This is a genomic window from Micromonospora sp. NRRL B-16802 (assembly GCF_001279555.1).
GTDB classification, from domain to species: Bacteria; Actinomycetota; Actinomycetes; order Mycobacteriales; family Micromonosporaceae; genus Micromonospora; species Micromonospora profundi.
Map to the genome: position 1 here is coordinate 431,640 of NZ_LGEB01000053.1, position 13,330 is coordinate 444,969.

General features: G+C 71.1%; 14 protein-coding genes. 4 read left to right on the top strand and 10 right to left on the bottom strand.

From position 1 onward, the window contains the following. Positions 1 to 20 precede the first annotated feature (20 nt). The gene (locus tag ADK66_RS12330) at positions 21 to 365 is read right to left on the bottom strand and encodes an Lsr2 family protein (RefSeq protein ID WP_007466057.1); all 345 of its coding nucleotides are present in this window, start codon (positions 363 to 365) and stop codon (positions 21 to 23) included. Positions 366 to 476: 111 nt separating this feature from the next. Next, positions 477 to 1,985 carry a lysine--tRNA ligase gene (gene lysS, locus ADK66_RS12335; protein WP_053654738.1) on the bottom strand — a complete coding sequence of 503 codons (1,509 nt, stop codon included), beginning with the start codon at positions 1,983 to 1,985 and terminating at the stop codon, positions 477 to 479. Positions 1,986 to 2,074: 89 nt separating this feature from the next. Between lysS and ADK66_RS12340 the strand changes: the two genes are divergently transcribed. After that, on the top strand, positions 2,075 to 2,815 hold the full coding sequence (locus tag ADK66_RS12340; RefSeq protein ID WP_053654739.1) for a class I SAM-dependent methyltransferase: 741 nt from the start codon (positions 2,075 to 2,077) through the stop codon (positions 2,813 to 2,815). Between the two features lie 12 nt (positions 2,816 to 2,827). Here ADK66_RS12340 and ADK66_RS12345 read toward each other — a convergent pair whose 3' ends face one another. From ADK66_RS12345 to ADK66_RS12380, 8 genes are all read right to left on the bottom strand, one after another. Further along, the gene (locus ADK66_RS12345; protein WP_053654741.1) at positions 2,828 to 3,586 is read right to left on the bottom strand and encodes a type III pantothenate kinase; all 759 of its coding nucleotides are present in this window, start codon (positions 3,584 to 3,586) and stop codon (positions 2,828 to 2,830) included. A 17-nt stretch (positions 3,587 to 3,603) separates the two neighbouring features. Beyond that, positions 3,604 to 4,500: a carboxylating nicotinate-nucleotide diphosphorylase gene (nadC, locus tag ADK66_RS12350; RefSeq protein ID WP_053654743.1), complete on the bottom strand. Its 897-nt coding sequence runs from the start codon at positions 4,498 to 4,500 to the stop codon at positions 3,604 to 3,606. Next, a complete protein-coding gene (locus ADK66_RS12355; protein ID WP_053654744.1) occupies positions 4,497 to 6,191 on the bottom strand; it encodes an L-aspartate oxidase in 1,695 nt (564 codons plus the stop codon). Before ADK66_RS12355 ends, nadC begins: the two co-directional genes overlap by 4 nt. A 110-nt stretch (positions 6,192 to 6,301) precedes the next feature. After that, the gene (locus ADK66_RS12360; RefSeq protein ID WP_053654747.1) at positions 6,302 to 7,198 is read right to left on the bottom strand and encodes a septum formation family protein; all 897 of its coding nucleotides are present in this window, start codon (positions 7,196 to 7,198) and stop codon (positions 6,302 to 6,304) included. Between the two features lie 94 nt (positions 7,199 to 7,292). Beyond that, the gene (panD, locus tag ADK66_RS12365; protein ID WP_053654749.1) at positions 7,293 to 7,721 is read right to left on the bottom strand and encodes an aspartate 1-decarboxylase; all 429 of its coding nucleotides are present in this window, start codon (positions 7,719 to 7,721) and stop codon (positions 7,293 to 7,295) included. 43 nt (positions 7,722 to 7,764) lie between these two features. Beyond that, on the bottom strand, positions 7,765 to 8,613 hold the full coding sequence (gene panC, locus ADK66_RS12370; RefSeq protein WP_053654751.1) for a pantoate--beta-alanine ligase: 849 nt from the start codon (positions 8,611 to 8,613) through the stop codon (positions 7,765 to 7,767). Then, the gene (locus tag ADK66_RS12375; RefSeq protein ID WP_053654753.1) at positions 8,610 to 9,584 is read right to left on the bottom strand and encodes a Rossmann-like and DUF2520 domain-containing protein; all 975 of its coding nucleotides are present in this window, start codon (positions 9,582 to 9,584) and stop codon (positions 8,610 to 8,612) included. Before ADK66_RS12375 ends, panC begins: the two co-directional genes overlap by 4 nt. 111 nt (positions 9,585 to 9,695) lie before the next feature. Next, positions 9,696 to 9,962, bottom strand: a complete 267-nt coding sequence (locus tag ADK66_RS12380) for a hypothetical protein (protein WP_197281495.1) — start codon at positions 9,960 to 9,962, stop codon at positions 9,696 to 9,698. Positions 9,963 to 9,977: 15 nt separating this feature from the next. Between ADK66_RS12380 and ADK66_RS12385 the strand changes: the two genes are divergently transcribed. From ADK66_RS12385 to ADK66_RS12395, 3 genes are all read left to right on the top strand, one after another. Then, on the top strand, positions 9,978 to 10,841 hold the full coding sequence (locus ADK66_RS12385; protein WP_231640009.1) for an SDR family oxidoreductase: 864 nt from the start codon (positions 9,978 to 9,980) through the stop codon (positions 10,839 to 10,841). Positions 10,842 to 10,932: 91 nt separating this feature from the next. Further along, entirely contained in the window at positions 10,933 to 12,117 is a 1,185-nt protein-coding gene (locus ADK66_RS12390; protein ID WP_053654758.1) for an SAM-dependent methyltransferase, read from the top strand. Continuing rightward, positions 12,114 to 13,301, top strand: a complete 1,188-nt coding sequence (locus tag ADK66_RS12395; protein ID WP_197281496.1) for an NADH-quinone oxidoreductase subunit D — start codon at positions 12,114 to 12,116, stop codon at positions 13,299 to 13,301. The genes ADK66_RS12390 and ADK66_RS12395 overlap by 4 nt, the downstream gene beginning before the upstream one ends. Positions 13,302 to 13,330: the final 29 nt, after the last annotated feature.

The window sequence follows — 13,330 nt, forward strand, 5'->3', positions numbered from 1 at the left end:
GCCACCGATTGCTGAACGGGTCAGCGCTTGGCGTGGTACTCGTCGACGATCTCCTGCGGGATACGACCCCGATCCGAGATGTCCTTGCCGGCCTTCTTGGCCCACTCCCGGATTGCCTTGTTCTGCTCCCGGTCAGCGGTTGCGCCACCCCTGCCGCGGGCAGCCCGACCGCCGATGACCACGCCACCGCGACCCACCTTGGTGCCGGCACCCACGTACGGCGCGAATACGTCGCGCAATTTCGCGGCGTTGGCACCGGACAGGTCGATCTCGTACTGAACGCCGTCGAGCGCGAACTTGACGGTCTCGTCAGCGTCCCCGCCGTCCAGGTCATCGACCAGCTTGTGAATGATTTGCTTGGCCACGTCCCACATTCCTTTCGAGCAGGGTCGTCCTGCTAACGAGAGCACAATAACCCGTGCGCCGCTTGGCCCGTCAATAGGATGCGGTTACGGCACGCTGAGAGCCAGCCGAGACTACTCGGGGCGCACCAACGGGAAGAGGATGGTTTCCCGAATTCCGAGGCCGGTCAGGGCCATCAACAGCCTGTCGATTCCCATTCCCATACCGCCCGCCGGCGGCATTCCGTACTCCATCGCCCGGAGAAAGTCCTCGTCGAGACGCATCGCCTCGTCGTCGCCGCGGGCGGCGAGCTGCGCCTGGGCCAGCAGCCGTTCGCGCTGCACCACCGGGTCGACCAGCTCGGAGTACGCGGTGCCCAGCTCGAAGCCGAGCACGTAAAGGTCCCACTTCTCCGCCAGGCCCGGCTCGCTGCGGTGCGCCCGGGTCAGCGGGCTGGTCTCCTCCGGGTAGTCCCGCACGAAGGTGGGCGCCTGAAGGCCAGGGACGACCAGTTCCTCGAACAGTTCCTCGGCCAGCTTGCCCGGACCCCACTTCGGGTCCACGGCCAATCCCACCTTGTCGGCGTACTCCACGAGGCGGGAGCGTTCGGTGCGGACCGTGACCTCCTCGCCGAGCGCTTCGGAAAGGACTCCGAACAGTGTCACCGAGCGCCACTCCCCGCCGAGGTCGAACTCGCGTCCGTCGGCATGGGTCACCACCGTCGAGCCGCCGACCGCGATCGCCGCCTGCTGCACGAGATTACGCGTCAACTCGGCCATCGTGTCGTAGTCGCCGTACGCCTCGTACGTCTCCAGCATCGCGAACTCCGGCGAGTGCGAAGAGTCGACACCCTCATTACGGAAGTTACGGTTGATCTCGAAGACGCGGTCGACGCCGCCGACCACTGCGCGCTTGAGAAACAGTTCCGGGGCGATTCGCAGATACAGATCGGTGCTCAACGCATTGCTGTGGGTCACGAAAGGTCGGGCCGCCGCTCCGCCATGCAACAGTTGCAGCATCGGAGTTTCCACCTCGATGAAACCCTGCCCGTGCAGTGAATCGCGGAGGCTGCGTACGGCTGCGGCACGGGTGCGGACCATCTGCCGGGCCTGCGGCCGGACGATCAGGTCGACGTAACGCTGCCGGACCCGCGCCTCCTCGGAGAGCGGCTTGTGCGCCACCGGCAGCGGGCGCAGGGCCTTGGCGGTCATTTCCCAGCTGTCGGCCAGCACGGACAGCTCTCCCCGGCGGCTGGTGATCACCTCACCGGTCACGCCGACGTGGTCACCGAGGTCGACCAGGCGCTTCCACGCCTCCAGCCGCTCCGGCCCGACCCGGTCCAGGGAGAGCATCGCCTGCAACTCGGTGCCGTCACCGTCGCGCAGGGTGGCGAAGCAGAGCTTGCCGGTGTTGCGTACGAAGATCACCCGGCCGGTGACGGAAGCCTGGTCGCCGGTCGCGGTGTCGGTCGCCAGGTCGGCGTACTTGGCGCGGATCTCGGCGAGCGTGCTGGTGCGGGGAAAACCGATGGGGTACGGCTCGACGCCCTCGGCGAGCATCCGGTCCCGCTTCTCCCGGCGGACCTTCATCTGCTCCGGAAGGTCGTCGGCGGGGTCCACTGGCACGGCGTTCTGCTCGCTCACGGCACGCTTCCTCGTCACGAAGACTACGGGGGGTCAGGCCCGAGCGTACTCAAGCGCTCAGGTGCCCGTTAACGGATAACCTGCCCGCCATGGCGGATCACACTCAGGCACTCTCGTTCGGTATGGCCGCAGCCGACTATGACCGGTTCCGGCCCCGCTATCCGATCGAAGCCGTGCGGTGGGCGCTGGACGGGCTCGAGGACTCCGCCCGGATCGTCGATCTGGGTGCGGGAACCGGCATCCTCACTCGCGGTGTGCTCGCACTCGGCCACCGGGTGACGCCTGTGGAGCCGGACCCGGAGATGCGCGCCCGGCTGGACGCCGCCACCCCGGGCAGCACCGCGCTGGCCGGCGGCGCCGAGTCGGTGCCGCTGCCCGACGGATCCGCCGACGCCGTGGTGGTGGGGCAGGCGTACCACTGGTTCGACAGAAAGCGGGCGCACGCCGAGATCGCGCGGGTGCTGCGGCCCGGCGGGACGTTCGCCCCCATCTGGAACCTTCGGGACGATCAGGTGGGCTGGGTCGCCGAACTGGGACGGATCGCCCGCCTGGGGGACAACGCCGGCGACGTGATCGAGAAGTACACCGACTTCGGCTCCGATTTCGGAGCGATCGAGCTGGGCGAGTTCACCCACCGCGCCACGCTCACGCCGGACGAGATGGTCGCCATGCTGCACACCCGCTCGTACTGGCTCACCGCCCCGGCCGAACAGCGGGCGGCGATCGACGAGGAGCTGCGAGCCCTCTTCGCCACCCATCCGGACCTGGTCGGCCGCGCGACCGTCGACCTGCCGTACCGCACGATCGTCCTGCGCGCCCGGCGGCGCTGACCTCCGGCGGCGTCAGAGGTTGCGGTCGTAGACCATCCGCAGGCCGATCAGCGTGATCATCGGCTCGTGGTGGGTGATGCTGCGGCACTCGTTGATCACCAGGGAGGCGAGGCCACCGGTGGCGATCACGGCCTTCACCTCACCCAACTCCTCGGTCATCCGCTCGACGATCCGGTCCACCTGCCCGGCGAAGCCGAAGTACAGGCCGGACTGGAGGCACTCCACGGTGTTCTTGCCGATCACCGAGCGGGGCTTTGTCGCCTCGACCTTGCGCAGTTGGGCGGCCCGGGCGGCCAGCGCGTCGAAGGAGATCTCGATGCCCGGGGCGAACGCCCCACCGAGGAACTCGCCCCGACCGCTGATCACGTCGAAGTTGGTGGTCGTACCGAAGTCCACGACGATCGACGGCCCGCCGTAGAGGGTGTACGCGGCAAGGGTGTTCACCACCCGGTCGGCGCCCACCTCCTTCGGGTTGTCGATCGCCAACTGCACCCCGGTCCGCACGCCGGGCTCGACGATCACGCTCGGCAGGTCGGCGTAGTAGCGGCCGAGCATGGTCCGCAGCGACCGCAGCGCAGCCGGCACGGTGGAGCAGGCGGCCACGCCGGTGATCTCGACGTTGTCCCCGGCGAGCAGGCCCCGGAACTTCAGGCCCAACTCGTCCGCCGTCGAGCGGGCGTCGGTCTTGATCCGCCAGGAATGCACCAGCTTGTCACCGTCGAAGGTCGCCAGCACGGTGTTGGTGTTTCCGATGTCGATGCAGAGCAGCACGCACGCAGCCTAGACAACTACTCGGAGCGCAGGTCCAGCGCGATGTCCAGGATCGGCGACGAATGGGTGAGCGCACCCACCGACAGGAAGTCCACGCCGGTGGCCGCGTACCGGCCAGCCACCTCCAGAGTGAGCCCGCCGGTGGCCTCCAACTCCGCCCGGTCACCCACGGCGGCCACCGCCTCGGCCAGCACCTCCGGCGTCATGTTGTCGCAGAGCAGGAAGTCCGCGCCGGCCTCCACCGCCTCCACAGCCTCGGCGACGGTGGTCACCTCGACCTGCACCGGCACCTCCGGGAACGCCTCCCGCACCCGCCGGTATGCCGCGGTGATGCTCCCGGCCGCCAGCTTGTGGTTGTCCTTGATCATGGCGACGTCGTAGAGGCCCATCCGCTTGTTGGTGCCCCCGCCGGCCCGCACCGCGTACTTCTCCAGCGCCCGCAGGCCCGGCGTCGTCTTGCGGGTGTCCAGGACCATCGCCTTCGTGCCGGCCAGGGCGTCCGCCCAGGCGCGGGTGTGGGTGGCCACCCCGGACATCCGGCAGAGCAGGTTGAGCGCCGTCCGCTCGGCCGTCAACAGCAGCCGGGTCGGACCGGTCACCGTCGCCAGCACGTCGCCGCGCGCCACCCGCTCACCGTCGCGAGCCAGCTCCGACACCTCGACGGTACGCCCGAAGCCGCTCACCTCGCCCACCAGCTCGAACACCGCGGTGGCCACGGCCAGCCCGGCCAGCACACCGTCCGCTCGGGCCACCAGGTCGGCCGTGTCGCTCTGTTCCGCCGGGATGGTCGCCACGCTCGTGACGTCGAGGAAATCCGGTCCCAGATCCTCCACCAGCGCGTTCTCGATCACCCGCCGCACCTGCGCCGGATCCAGTCCGGCCGCCCGCAACGCCGCCTGCGTCGACTCCGTCATGAACGTCCCTCCCATTGCTGCGTCAACCCGCCCTGCCTCCCGACCGAGCCGACCAGGTGGCCCAGCCACCGCTCGTCGACAGTCGGGAAGTCCTCCCGCCAGTGACATCCCCGCGTCTCGGGGCGCGCGTACGCGGCGGCCACCAGCGCCGACGCCACGGTGAGCAGGTTCGTCGCCTCCCAGTCGGCGGTCCTCGGCCGACCGCGGGCGGTGCCCAGCTCGGTGAGCGTCCCCGCAGTGCCGGCCAGCGTCGCGGCCGAACGGAGCACCCCGGCGCCCCGCGTCATGGCCCGTTGCAGGTCCGGTGTCGCCTCGGCCGGCAGCAGCCAGCCCGAGCTTCCGCGCCACGCGCCGACGTTCGCCGGTTGCGCCTGCTCGGGCAGTCCGGCGGCGATGTCGTCGGCGATCCGCCGGGAGAAGACCAGCCCTTCCAGCAGCGAGTTGCTGGCCAGCCGGTTCGCACCGTGCACACCAGTGCAGGCGACCTCGCCGCAGGCGTACAGGCCGGGGATGGAGGTGCGGCCGCGCAGGTCCGTGCGGACGCCGCCGGAGGCGTAGTGCGCGGCAGGCGCGACCGGGATCAGGTCGGTGGCCGGGTCCACGCCGATCGCCAGGCAGGACGCCACGATGGTCGGGAACCGGCTGGCCAGGAAAGCCCCGCCCAGGTGCCGGGCGTCGAGGAAGACATGGTCGGCGCCGCTGGCGAGCAGCACCCGGTGGATGCCCTTGGCCACGACGTCGCGGGGAGCCAGCTCGGCCAGCTCGTGCTGGCCCACCATGAACCGCTTGCCGTCGGAGTCCACAAGGTGCGCGCCCTCGCCGCGCAGCGCCTCGGAGACCAGCGGCTGCTGCGCGTGGCCGGCACCGGGCACACCCGCCCCGGGCGGAGTGATCAGGGCCGTCGGGTGGAACTGGACGAACTCGATGTCGGTGACCGCCGCGCCGGCCCGCATCGCCAACGCCACCCCGTCGCCCGTGGACACGGCCGGGTTGGTGGTGGCCGCGAAGACCTGCCCCATGCCGCCGGTGGCGAGCACCACCGCCCGGGCCAGCAGCGCGCCGACGCCGTCCTCGCTGCCCTCGCCAAGCACGTGCAGGGTGATCCCACAGGCCGGGCCGAGGCCGTCCGGGCCGTCGCCGGGCGCCCGCAGCAGGTCCAGCACCAGTGCGTGCTCCACCAGGCGGATCCACGGGTCGCGCTGCACCGCCGCGTGCAACGCCCGCTGCACCTCGGCTCCCGTCGCATCGCCACCGGCGTGCACGATCCGGTCCGCCCGGTGCCCACCCTCACGGGTCAGCATCAGCGAGCCGTCGGGGTGGCGGTCGAACTCGGCGCCGATGCGCATCAGCTCCCGCAGCCGGGTCGGCCCCTCCTCGACAAGTGCCCGGACCGCCGCCGGGTCGCAGAGCCCCACCCCGGCGATCTCGGTGTCCCGGGCGTGCGCCGCCGGCGTGTCGGCCGGATCGAGCACCGCCGCGATGCCACCCTGCGCCCACCGCGTCGAACCGTCATCGATGTTGACCTTGGTCACGACCGTGACGTGCAGACCCGCCTCGCGCAGATGCAGCGCGGCTGTCAACCCGGCCACCCCGGAACCCACCACGATCACGTCGGTGGTCTCCACCCAGCCGGGCGCGGGCGCGGCAAGCAAAGGAGGCAGGGCCGGCAGATCGACGGTCGGGAAATCCATCCCCCCAGTCAACCCGAACCATCCTCGTCCGGGGGCGACGGGGGCGGGACAAGTGGTTTGGGCTACCCCGTCCGGCGGTCACCTCACCGCGTCGATCCAGCGTCCGCTCGTCACTTCGTCCTGACCGGCAGGCCGGCGACGCCCGCGCCGCGCAGTGAGGCGGTCACCGTACGGTCGCTGAGCCACAGGTAGCAGCGGACACCTCGGTCACCGACCCGCCAACGGCCCGCACCCGGTGGGCGCACCACCACGCCACTGCGGTACCGCAGGTCGGCGTCGTTCGGCACGCCGACGTACCGGCCGAGGACGCTGCGGCAACCGTCGTAGAGCGGCACCCAGTCGGCGTCCCGGGTCGGGTACGGCCGGTCCGGCGCACGCCACACCCCGACGAACTCGGCATCGTGCTGTTTGCCGCACTCCACAGGGACGAGCGTCTGCACACCTCTGCCCGCCCCGCCACGGGTCTGCTGGCAGCCCAACCGCAGCCCGGAGGGCGCCTTCAGCGCGTCCCGCAGACTGCCCGACCGGACCACGACAGTGGCCGCCGCCTCCACCGTGGTCAACTCGGTCAGGTCACACCGGAACCAGCGGGAGCCGGCCGCCCAACCCGGCCCGGACGGCAGCGCCACCGACAACCGCAGCCGTCCAGCCCGCCAGTCGTCGCCCACGTACGCGGAGGCCCGGGTGTCGCACTCGGCGAACGCGCCGCGCAGCTCCGTCGACCCGTTGGCCGGGACCGTGGCCCGCTCTGCCGGAAACGCCCCCACGTGCGCGGTCTCCACCCGGTGCGGGCCGGCGCAGTCGATGGGCTGGTAGCTGGCCAGCGCGACCACCTCGGTGAAATCGGCGGCCTGGCACACACCAGCGGCCGGCGTGAACGCCGTGGCCGGCGGCAACGCCGCCCAGTCGTCGGTCAGGTCGCCGTCCAGGTCACCGGACGCGCCGCAGCCGACCAGCAGCACTGCCGTGACGGCAGTGGCGAGCACGGTCGTCATGGCACGGCGCATCGCGGCCTCCCCCAGCCACCGACCAGCTTCCGACGGCGTGCCAAGGGTAACCGGAAATGACCTTCTGGTGACAGACCGGAATCGTCGCGCGCGATCAGACTCCGGACACGGCAAGCGGGCTGGGCACCGGGTCGCCCCCCGTTCCCGGGGCCGCCGCCGCCGGGTCGGCACCCAACTCGATCACCCGGTTGTGGGCGTCCACGTGCACGACCCGCGGCCGGTACGACCGTGCCTCGGCGTCGTCCATCTGCCCGTACGAAATCAGGATGACCAGGTCACCGGGGTGCACCAGGTGGGCTGCGGCACCGTTGATGCCGATCACGCCGCTGCCCCGCTCACCCGGGATCACGTACGTCTCCAGCCGGGCGCCGTTTGTGATGTCCACGATCGCGACCTGCTCGCCGGGGAGCAGGTCGGCGGCGTCGAGCAGGTCCTCGTCCACCGTCACCGAGCCGACGTAGTGCAGGTCCGCCTGGGTCACAGTGGCCCGGTGGATCTTCGACTTGAGCATGGTCCGCAGCATCGGGGCTGGCCTTTCGAAAGGTGGTGGAGAGGTGCGGCCGGGGTCAGGGGCGAGGGGCGAGGTGGACGGCCGCGTTGTCGATCAACCGGGTGCTGCCCACCCAGGCGGCGATCACCAGCCGCGCCGGCCCGGACACCGGCCCTGGCTCCAGCTCGGGGTCGGTAAGCACCAGGTAGTCGAGCTGAGCACCAGGCGTACCGGCGCCGAACGCGGCGTGCGCGGCCGTCAGCACCGCCCCCGCGTCCTGGCCGTCGTCGGCGGCCCGGGCACCGGCCCGCAGCGCGGCGGACAGGCTCAGCGCCGCTGCCCGCTCGGGCTCGCTCAGGTAGCGGTTGCGGCTGGACAGCGCCAGGCCGTCCGGCTCCCGCACGGTCGGTACGCCGACCACCTCGACCGGTACGTCCAGATCCCGCGTCATCCGCCGGACCAGGGTGAGCTGCTGATAGTCCTTCTCACCGAAGAACGTCAGGTCGGGCCGGGTGAGCTGGAGCAGCTTGAGCACCACAGTGAGCACGCCGTGGAAGAAGCCGGGACGGCTGGCGCCCTCCAGCTCCGCGCCGAGCGGCCCCGGATCGAGACGCACCTGGGGCTGACCGTCCGGATACATGTCGACCACCGACGGGGCGAGCACCAGGTCGGCCCCTGCCCGCCGGCACACCTCCAGGTCGGTGTCGAGAGTGCGGGGATAGCGGTCGAAGTCCTCGTTCGGCCCGAACTGCAGCGGGTTCACGAAGATGGTCACCAGCACGTGGTCGGCCCGTTCCCGGGCCGCACGCAGCAACTCCTCGTGCCCCGCGTGCAGGGCACCCATGGTCATCACCACGCCGACAGTGCCCTTCAGCGCGGCCCGCGCCTCGGCCAGCTCGGCCCGCGTGTGCACAAGCTGCGTCATGCCGCCACCTCCCGATCACTGTCGGCCAGTACGCCCAGCAGCGACTGCGCGTCCACCGGCCGCAGCCGGCCGGCGGCGATCGCCCGATCGGCGGTACGCCTGGCCAACGCCAGGTAGGCGGCTACGGATTCCGGTGCGGTGGCCGCCAACCGGGCCAGATGCCGCTCGACAGTGCCGGCGTCGCCTCGGGAGACCGGGCCGGTCAGGGCGTCGTCACCGAGCCGCAGCGCGTTCTCCAGGGCGGCCCGCAGCAGTGGGGCGAGCACCTTCTCCGGCCGGGCCACCCCGGCGTCACGCAGCCGGTCGGCCGCCTCGTTCACCAGGGTCACCAGGTGGTTGGCGCCATGCGCGAGCGCGGCGTGATACAGCGGGCGGTCCGTCTCGGCCACCCACTCGGGCACCCCACCAAGGTCGGCGACCAGTCGGGCGGCAAGCGGGCGCAGCTCGGTCGGGGCGGTCACCCCGTAGGAGATGCCTGCCAGCCGGGCCAGGTCGTCCGGCGTACCGGTGAAGGTCATCGCCGGGTGCAGGGCGAGCGGGCGGGCGCCGACAGCGGCGGCCGGGGCCAGCACGGCCAGCCCGTGCGCGCCGGAGGTGTGCGCGACCACCTGGCCCGGGTGCAGCGCGCCCCGCTCGGCGAGGTCGGCGACCACCCCGGCCAGCGCGTCGTCCGGCACGGCGATCACCAGCAGGTCGGTGGCGGCATGGGCGACGGTGTCGACCGGGCCGCGGGGCACCTCGGGCAGCAGCAGGGCGAGCCGGGCGCGACTGGTCCCCGAGTCACCCGTGACGGCTGCCACCCGGTGCCCGGCGGCGGCGAGGGCGGCGCCCAGCACGGCACCGACCCGGCCCGCGCCGACGACACCGACGGTCAGCAGGCGGGATGTGGTGGAGGTGCCGGTGACGGCGCGATCCCACGGTGCGGCTGGCCCAAGCTGGGCGGCCGGACGCGGGCGCAGCGGTGCGCTCATGGCGACGATCCAGTCCTCGAGAAGGGGTACCGGTCGATCGCAAGTATGCTCCCGCGCCGCAGAACCCAAACAGGTTGTGTGAAAACCTTCACCGCCTCAGGGAGAGGCTTGTCAACGCCTTCCCTCAGACGACGTGATCGCGCGCAGCTCGGTGGCCACCTCGGCGATCAGGTCGGCGAGCGAGGCATCGGCGTCGGACGCGACCCAGCGGGCGTACGCGACCCGGAAAACCGTCCCGCCGGACTCGGTGGCAAGGGTGGCAGTGGTCTCGTCGAGGCCCTTGGCGCGCAGGGCGGCGGTGACCGCGGCCATCAGTGAGCCCGTCTTGCGCAGCTCACGTTCCTGAAGCGCGTATTCGTCACAGGCGCCTCCGGCCACGTCGGCTCGGCAGTCGTGCCAGAACTCCTCTCCGCCGGACACGACGTCGTCGGCCTGGCCCGCTCCGACAGGTCCGCCGCCATCGAGAAACTCGGCGCCACAGCACGCCGCGGGGACCTGTCCGACATCGACGTGCTCCGTGCGGAAGCCGCCGCCTCCGACGGCGTGATCCACCTGGCGTTCCGCCACGACCTCATGATCAACGGCGACCTGGCCGGCGCCGCCTCGGCCGACCTGGACGCCCTCACCGCACTCGCCGACGCCCTGGCCGACTCCGGCAAGCCCCTTGTCGGCACGGGCGGCACGGCCATGCTCGTGATGGGCGGCATCGTCGGCCGCAGCGGCACCGAACACGACATCTTCCCGAGCGGCGGCTACCGGATCGACGCGGAGAATTTCGTAGCCGGCCTCGCCGCGCGCGGCGTGCGGTCCTCCATCGTCCGGCTCGCGCCCACCGTGCACAGCTCGCTCGACCACAACGGTTTCCTCACCGTCCTCATCGCCTCCGCCCGCCGGCACGGGTACGCCGCGTACGTCGGCGAGGGCACCAACAGGTGGCCGGCCGTACACACGCTCGACGCGGCCGAGCTCTACCGACTCGCCCTCGAAAAGGCACCGGCCGGCTCACGCCTGCACGGGGCCTCCGACGAGGGAGTCCCCTTCCGGCAGATCGCGACGGCAATCGGCCGGAACCTCGACATCCCGGCCCGGAGCATCAGCCCCGAGGAGGCGGACGACTACTTCGGCTTCCTCGGATCGTTCGCGCAGATGGACAACCCGACGTCGTCCGCGATCACGCGCGAACTGCTCGGCTGGACCCCAACCCGCCCCGGCCTCATCGCCGACCTTGACGAAGGGCACTACTTCCGGGAGGCATGAGCGGTACGACAGCCAGCGGGGATCACGAGCCGGCACACAAAGGTGACCGTAGGGTCGGCACGGTGACGCACCCTGACCCCGGAGTGAACTGATGTCGATCCGCTGGCGGGACGCCATGGACCAGTCCCTCTACGGGCCGGGCGGCTTCTTCGTCGCCGGCACCGGCCCGGCCGACCACTTCCGCACCAGCGTGCACGCCTCACCAGCGTTCGCCACCGCGCTGCTGCGCCTTCTCTCGCAGGTCGACGCAGCTCTCGGCCACCCTGCGCGGCTCTCCGTGGTCGACGTCGGCGCCGGGCGGGGAGAACTGCTGCTCACCCTGCAGAGGCTCGTCGTTGCCGACAGCGCCGGGCTCGTCGGACCCGCCGACACCGCTGGGCTCGCGGTAGGGGTTTCCGCCCGTGCGTCGCGATCCGAGTCGTCGTCGGGCGCGGTACGTCCGTCGCTTGCGGAGCGGGTGCGGTTCACGGCTGTCGAATTGGCGCCTCGACCCGAGCACCTGCCTGAAGAGATCGAGTGGGTATCCGAGATTCCGGCGAGGATAACCGGGCTGTTGATCGCGACGGAGTGGTTGGACAACGTTCCGCTCGACGTGGCGGTGCACACCGCAGATGGCTGGCGGTACGTGCTGGTCGACCCCGACGGTGGCGAGGAGACAGTTGGTGATCTGGTCAGCACTGCTGATCTTGATTGGCTGACAAAGTGGTGGCCCATGCCCTCGGCCGCCCCAGGTGCGGACAGCGACCCGGATGTGGCTTCGACCTGGACGGACGCGACAAGCGGAGGCGAGGCGGGGTTCCGGCAAGCGCACGGGATGCGCGCAGAGATCGGGCGGCCCAGGGACGAAGCGTGGGCCGATGCGGTGAGCAGGATCGAACGAGGGCTCGCGGTCGCCGTCGACTACGGGCATCTGCGGGACAGTCGGCCGGTGCACGGGACGCTTACCGGTTACCGAGGTGGGCGGCAGGTGCCTCCGGTGCCGAACGGGTCGAGTGATGTGACAGCGCACGTGGCGATGGACTCTGTCGCATCCGCTGGCGCGGCTGTGGCTCTGTGCGCGTACTCCCTGGTCTCGCAGTCCGAGGCGCTGCGGGCGCTCGGGGCCGACGGCGGCCGACCGCCGCTGAGCCTGGCCGGCACCGACCCGGCAGGGTACGTGCGGGCGCTGGCCGCCGCGTCGGCGGTGGCCGAGCTGACCGACCCGGCCGGACTCGGCGGGCACTTGTGGCTGCGCCAACCGGTCGGCATCGAGCTCGCGCCGGCCGTGGCACGATGACGGGCATGACCACCGACGCCGGGGACCTCCGTGAACTGACCGTCGGCACCGGGGCCGGCCTGGTCGCCGGGACCGGCGGTGAACAACTCGGTACCGACATGGTGCTGAACATCGGCCCGCAACACCCGTCGACGCACGGCGTGCTGCGGCTCAAGCTGGTGCTGGACGGCGAACGGGTGATCGCCTGCGAACCGATCGTCGGCTACATGCACCGGGGGGCCGAGAAGCTCTTCGAGGTCCGCGACTACCGGCAGATCATCGTGCTTGCCAACAGGCACGACTGGCTTTCGGCGTTCTCCAACGAGCTGGGCGTTGTGCTCGCTGTGGAACGCCTCATGGGCATGGAGGTGCCGGAGCGCGCCACCTGGCTGCGGATGGCCCTCGCCGAGCTGAACCGGGTGCTCAACCACCTGATGTTCCTCGGCTCCTACCCGCTGGAGATCGGCGCGATCACGCCGATGTTCTACGCCTTCCGGGAACGGGAGACCATCCAGGCGGTGATGGAGGAGGTCTCTGGCGGCCGGATCCACTACATGTTCAACAGGGTGGGCGGCCTCAAGGAAGAGGTGCCCTACGGCTGGACCGGGCGGGCACGGGCGGCCATCGGCGAGGTACGTCGACGACTGCCCGACCTGGACAACCTGATCCGACGCAACGAGATCTTCCTGGCCCGCACAGTGGGCGTGGGAGTGCTGTCCGCAGCCGACGCCGCCGCGTTCGGCGCGTCCGGCCCGGTGGCCAGGGCCTCCGGGCTCGACCTGGACCTCCGCCGCGACGACCCCTACCTGGCCTACGACGAGCTGGACGTGCCGGTGGTGACGAAGACCGCCGGGGACTGCCACGCCCGCTTCGAGGTGCTGCTCGACCAGGTGTACGCGTCGCTGGACCTCGCCGAGCAGTGCCTGGCCCAGGTGGACCAGCTCACCGGGCCGATCAACACCCGGCTGCCAAAGGTGCTGAAGGCTCCGGAGGGCCACACGTACGCGTGGACCGAGAACCCGCTCGGCATCAACGGCTACTACCTGGTGTCCCGGGGTGAGAAGACGCCGTGGCGGTTGAAGTTGCGCACCGCGTCGTACGCAAACGTGCAGGCGCTCGCCACGCTGCTCCCCGGGTGCCTCGTGCCGGATCTGATCGCGATCCTCGGCTCGATGTTCTTCGTGGTCGGCGACATCGACAAGTGACCCTGCGGCCGTTGTGGCTGCTTGCCGGT

What these genes read in the sequence shown, in the direction of transcription:
- ADK66_RS12340 (WP_053654739.1), top strand. Translation starts at nt 2,075, where the DNA reads ATGGCGGATCACACTCAGGCACTCTCGTTCGGTATGGCCGCAGCCGAC.
- nadC (WP_053654743.1), bottom strand. Translation starts at nt 4,500, where the DNA reads ATGACGGAGTCGACGCAGGCGGCGTTGCGGGCGGCCGGACTGGATCCG.
- ADK66_RS12355 (WP_053654744.1), bottom strand. Translation starts at nt 6,191, where the DNA reads ATGGATTTCCCGACCGTCGATCTGCCGGCCCTGCCTCCTTTGCTTGCC.
- ADK66_RS12360 (WP_053654747.1), bottom strand. Translation starts at nt 7,198, where the DNA reads ATGCGCCGTGCCATGACGACCGTGCTCGCCACTGCCGTCACGGCAGTG.
- panD (WP_053654749.1), bottom strand. Translation starts at nt 7,721, where the DNA reads ATGCTGCGGACCATGCTCAAGTCGAAGATCCACCGGGCCACTGTGACC.
- panC (WP_053654751.1), bottom strand. Translation starts at nt 8,613, where the DNA reads ATGACGCAGCTTGTGCACACGCGGGCCGAGCTGGCCGAGGCGCGGGCC.
- ADK66_RS12375 (WP_053654753.1), bottom strand. Translation starts at nt 9,584, where the DNA reads ATGAGCGCACCGCTGCGCCCGCGTCCGGCCGCCCAGCTTGGGCCAGCC.
- ADK66_RS12390 (WP_053654758.1), top strand. Translation starts at nt 10,933, where the DNA reads ATGTCGATCCGCTGGCGGGACGCCATGGACCAGTCCCTCTACGGGCCG.
- ADK66_RS12395 (WP_197281496.1), top strand. Translation starts at nt 12,114, where the DNA reads ATGACGGGCATGACCACCGACGCCGGGGACCTCCGTGAACTGACCGTC.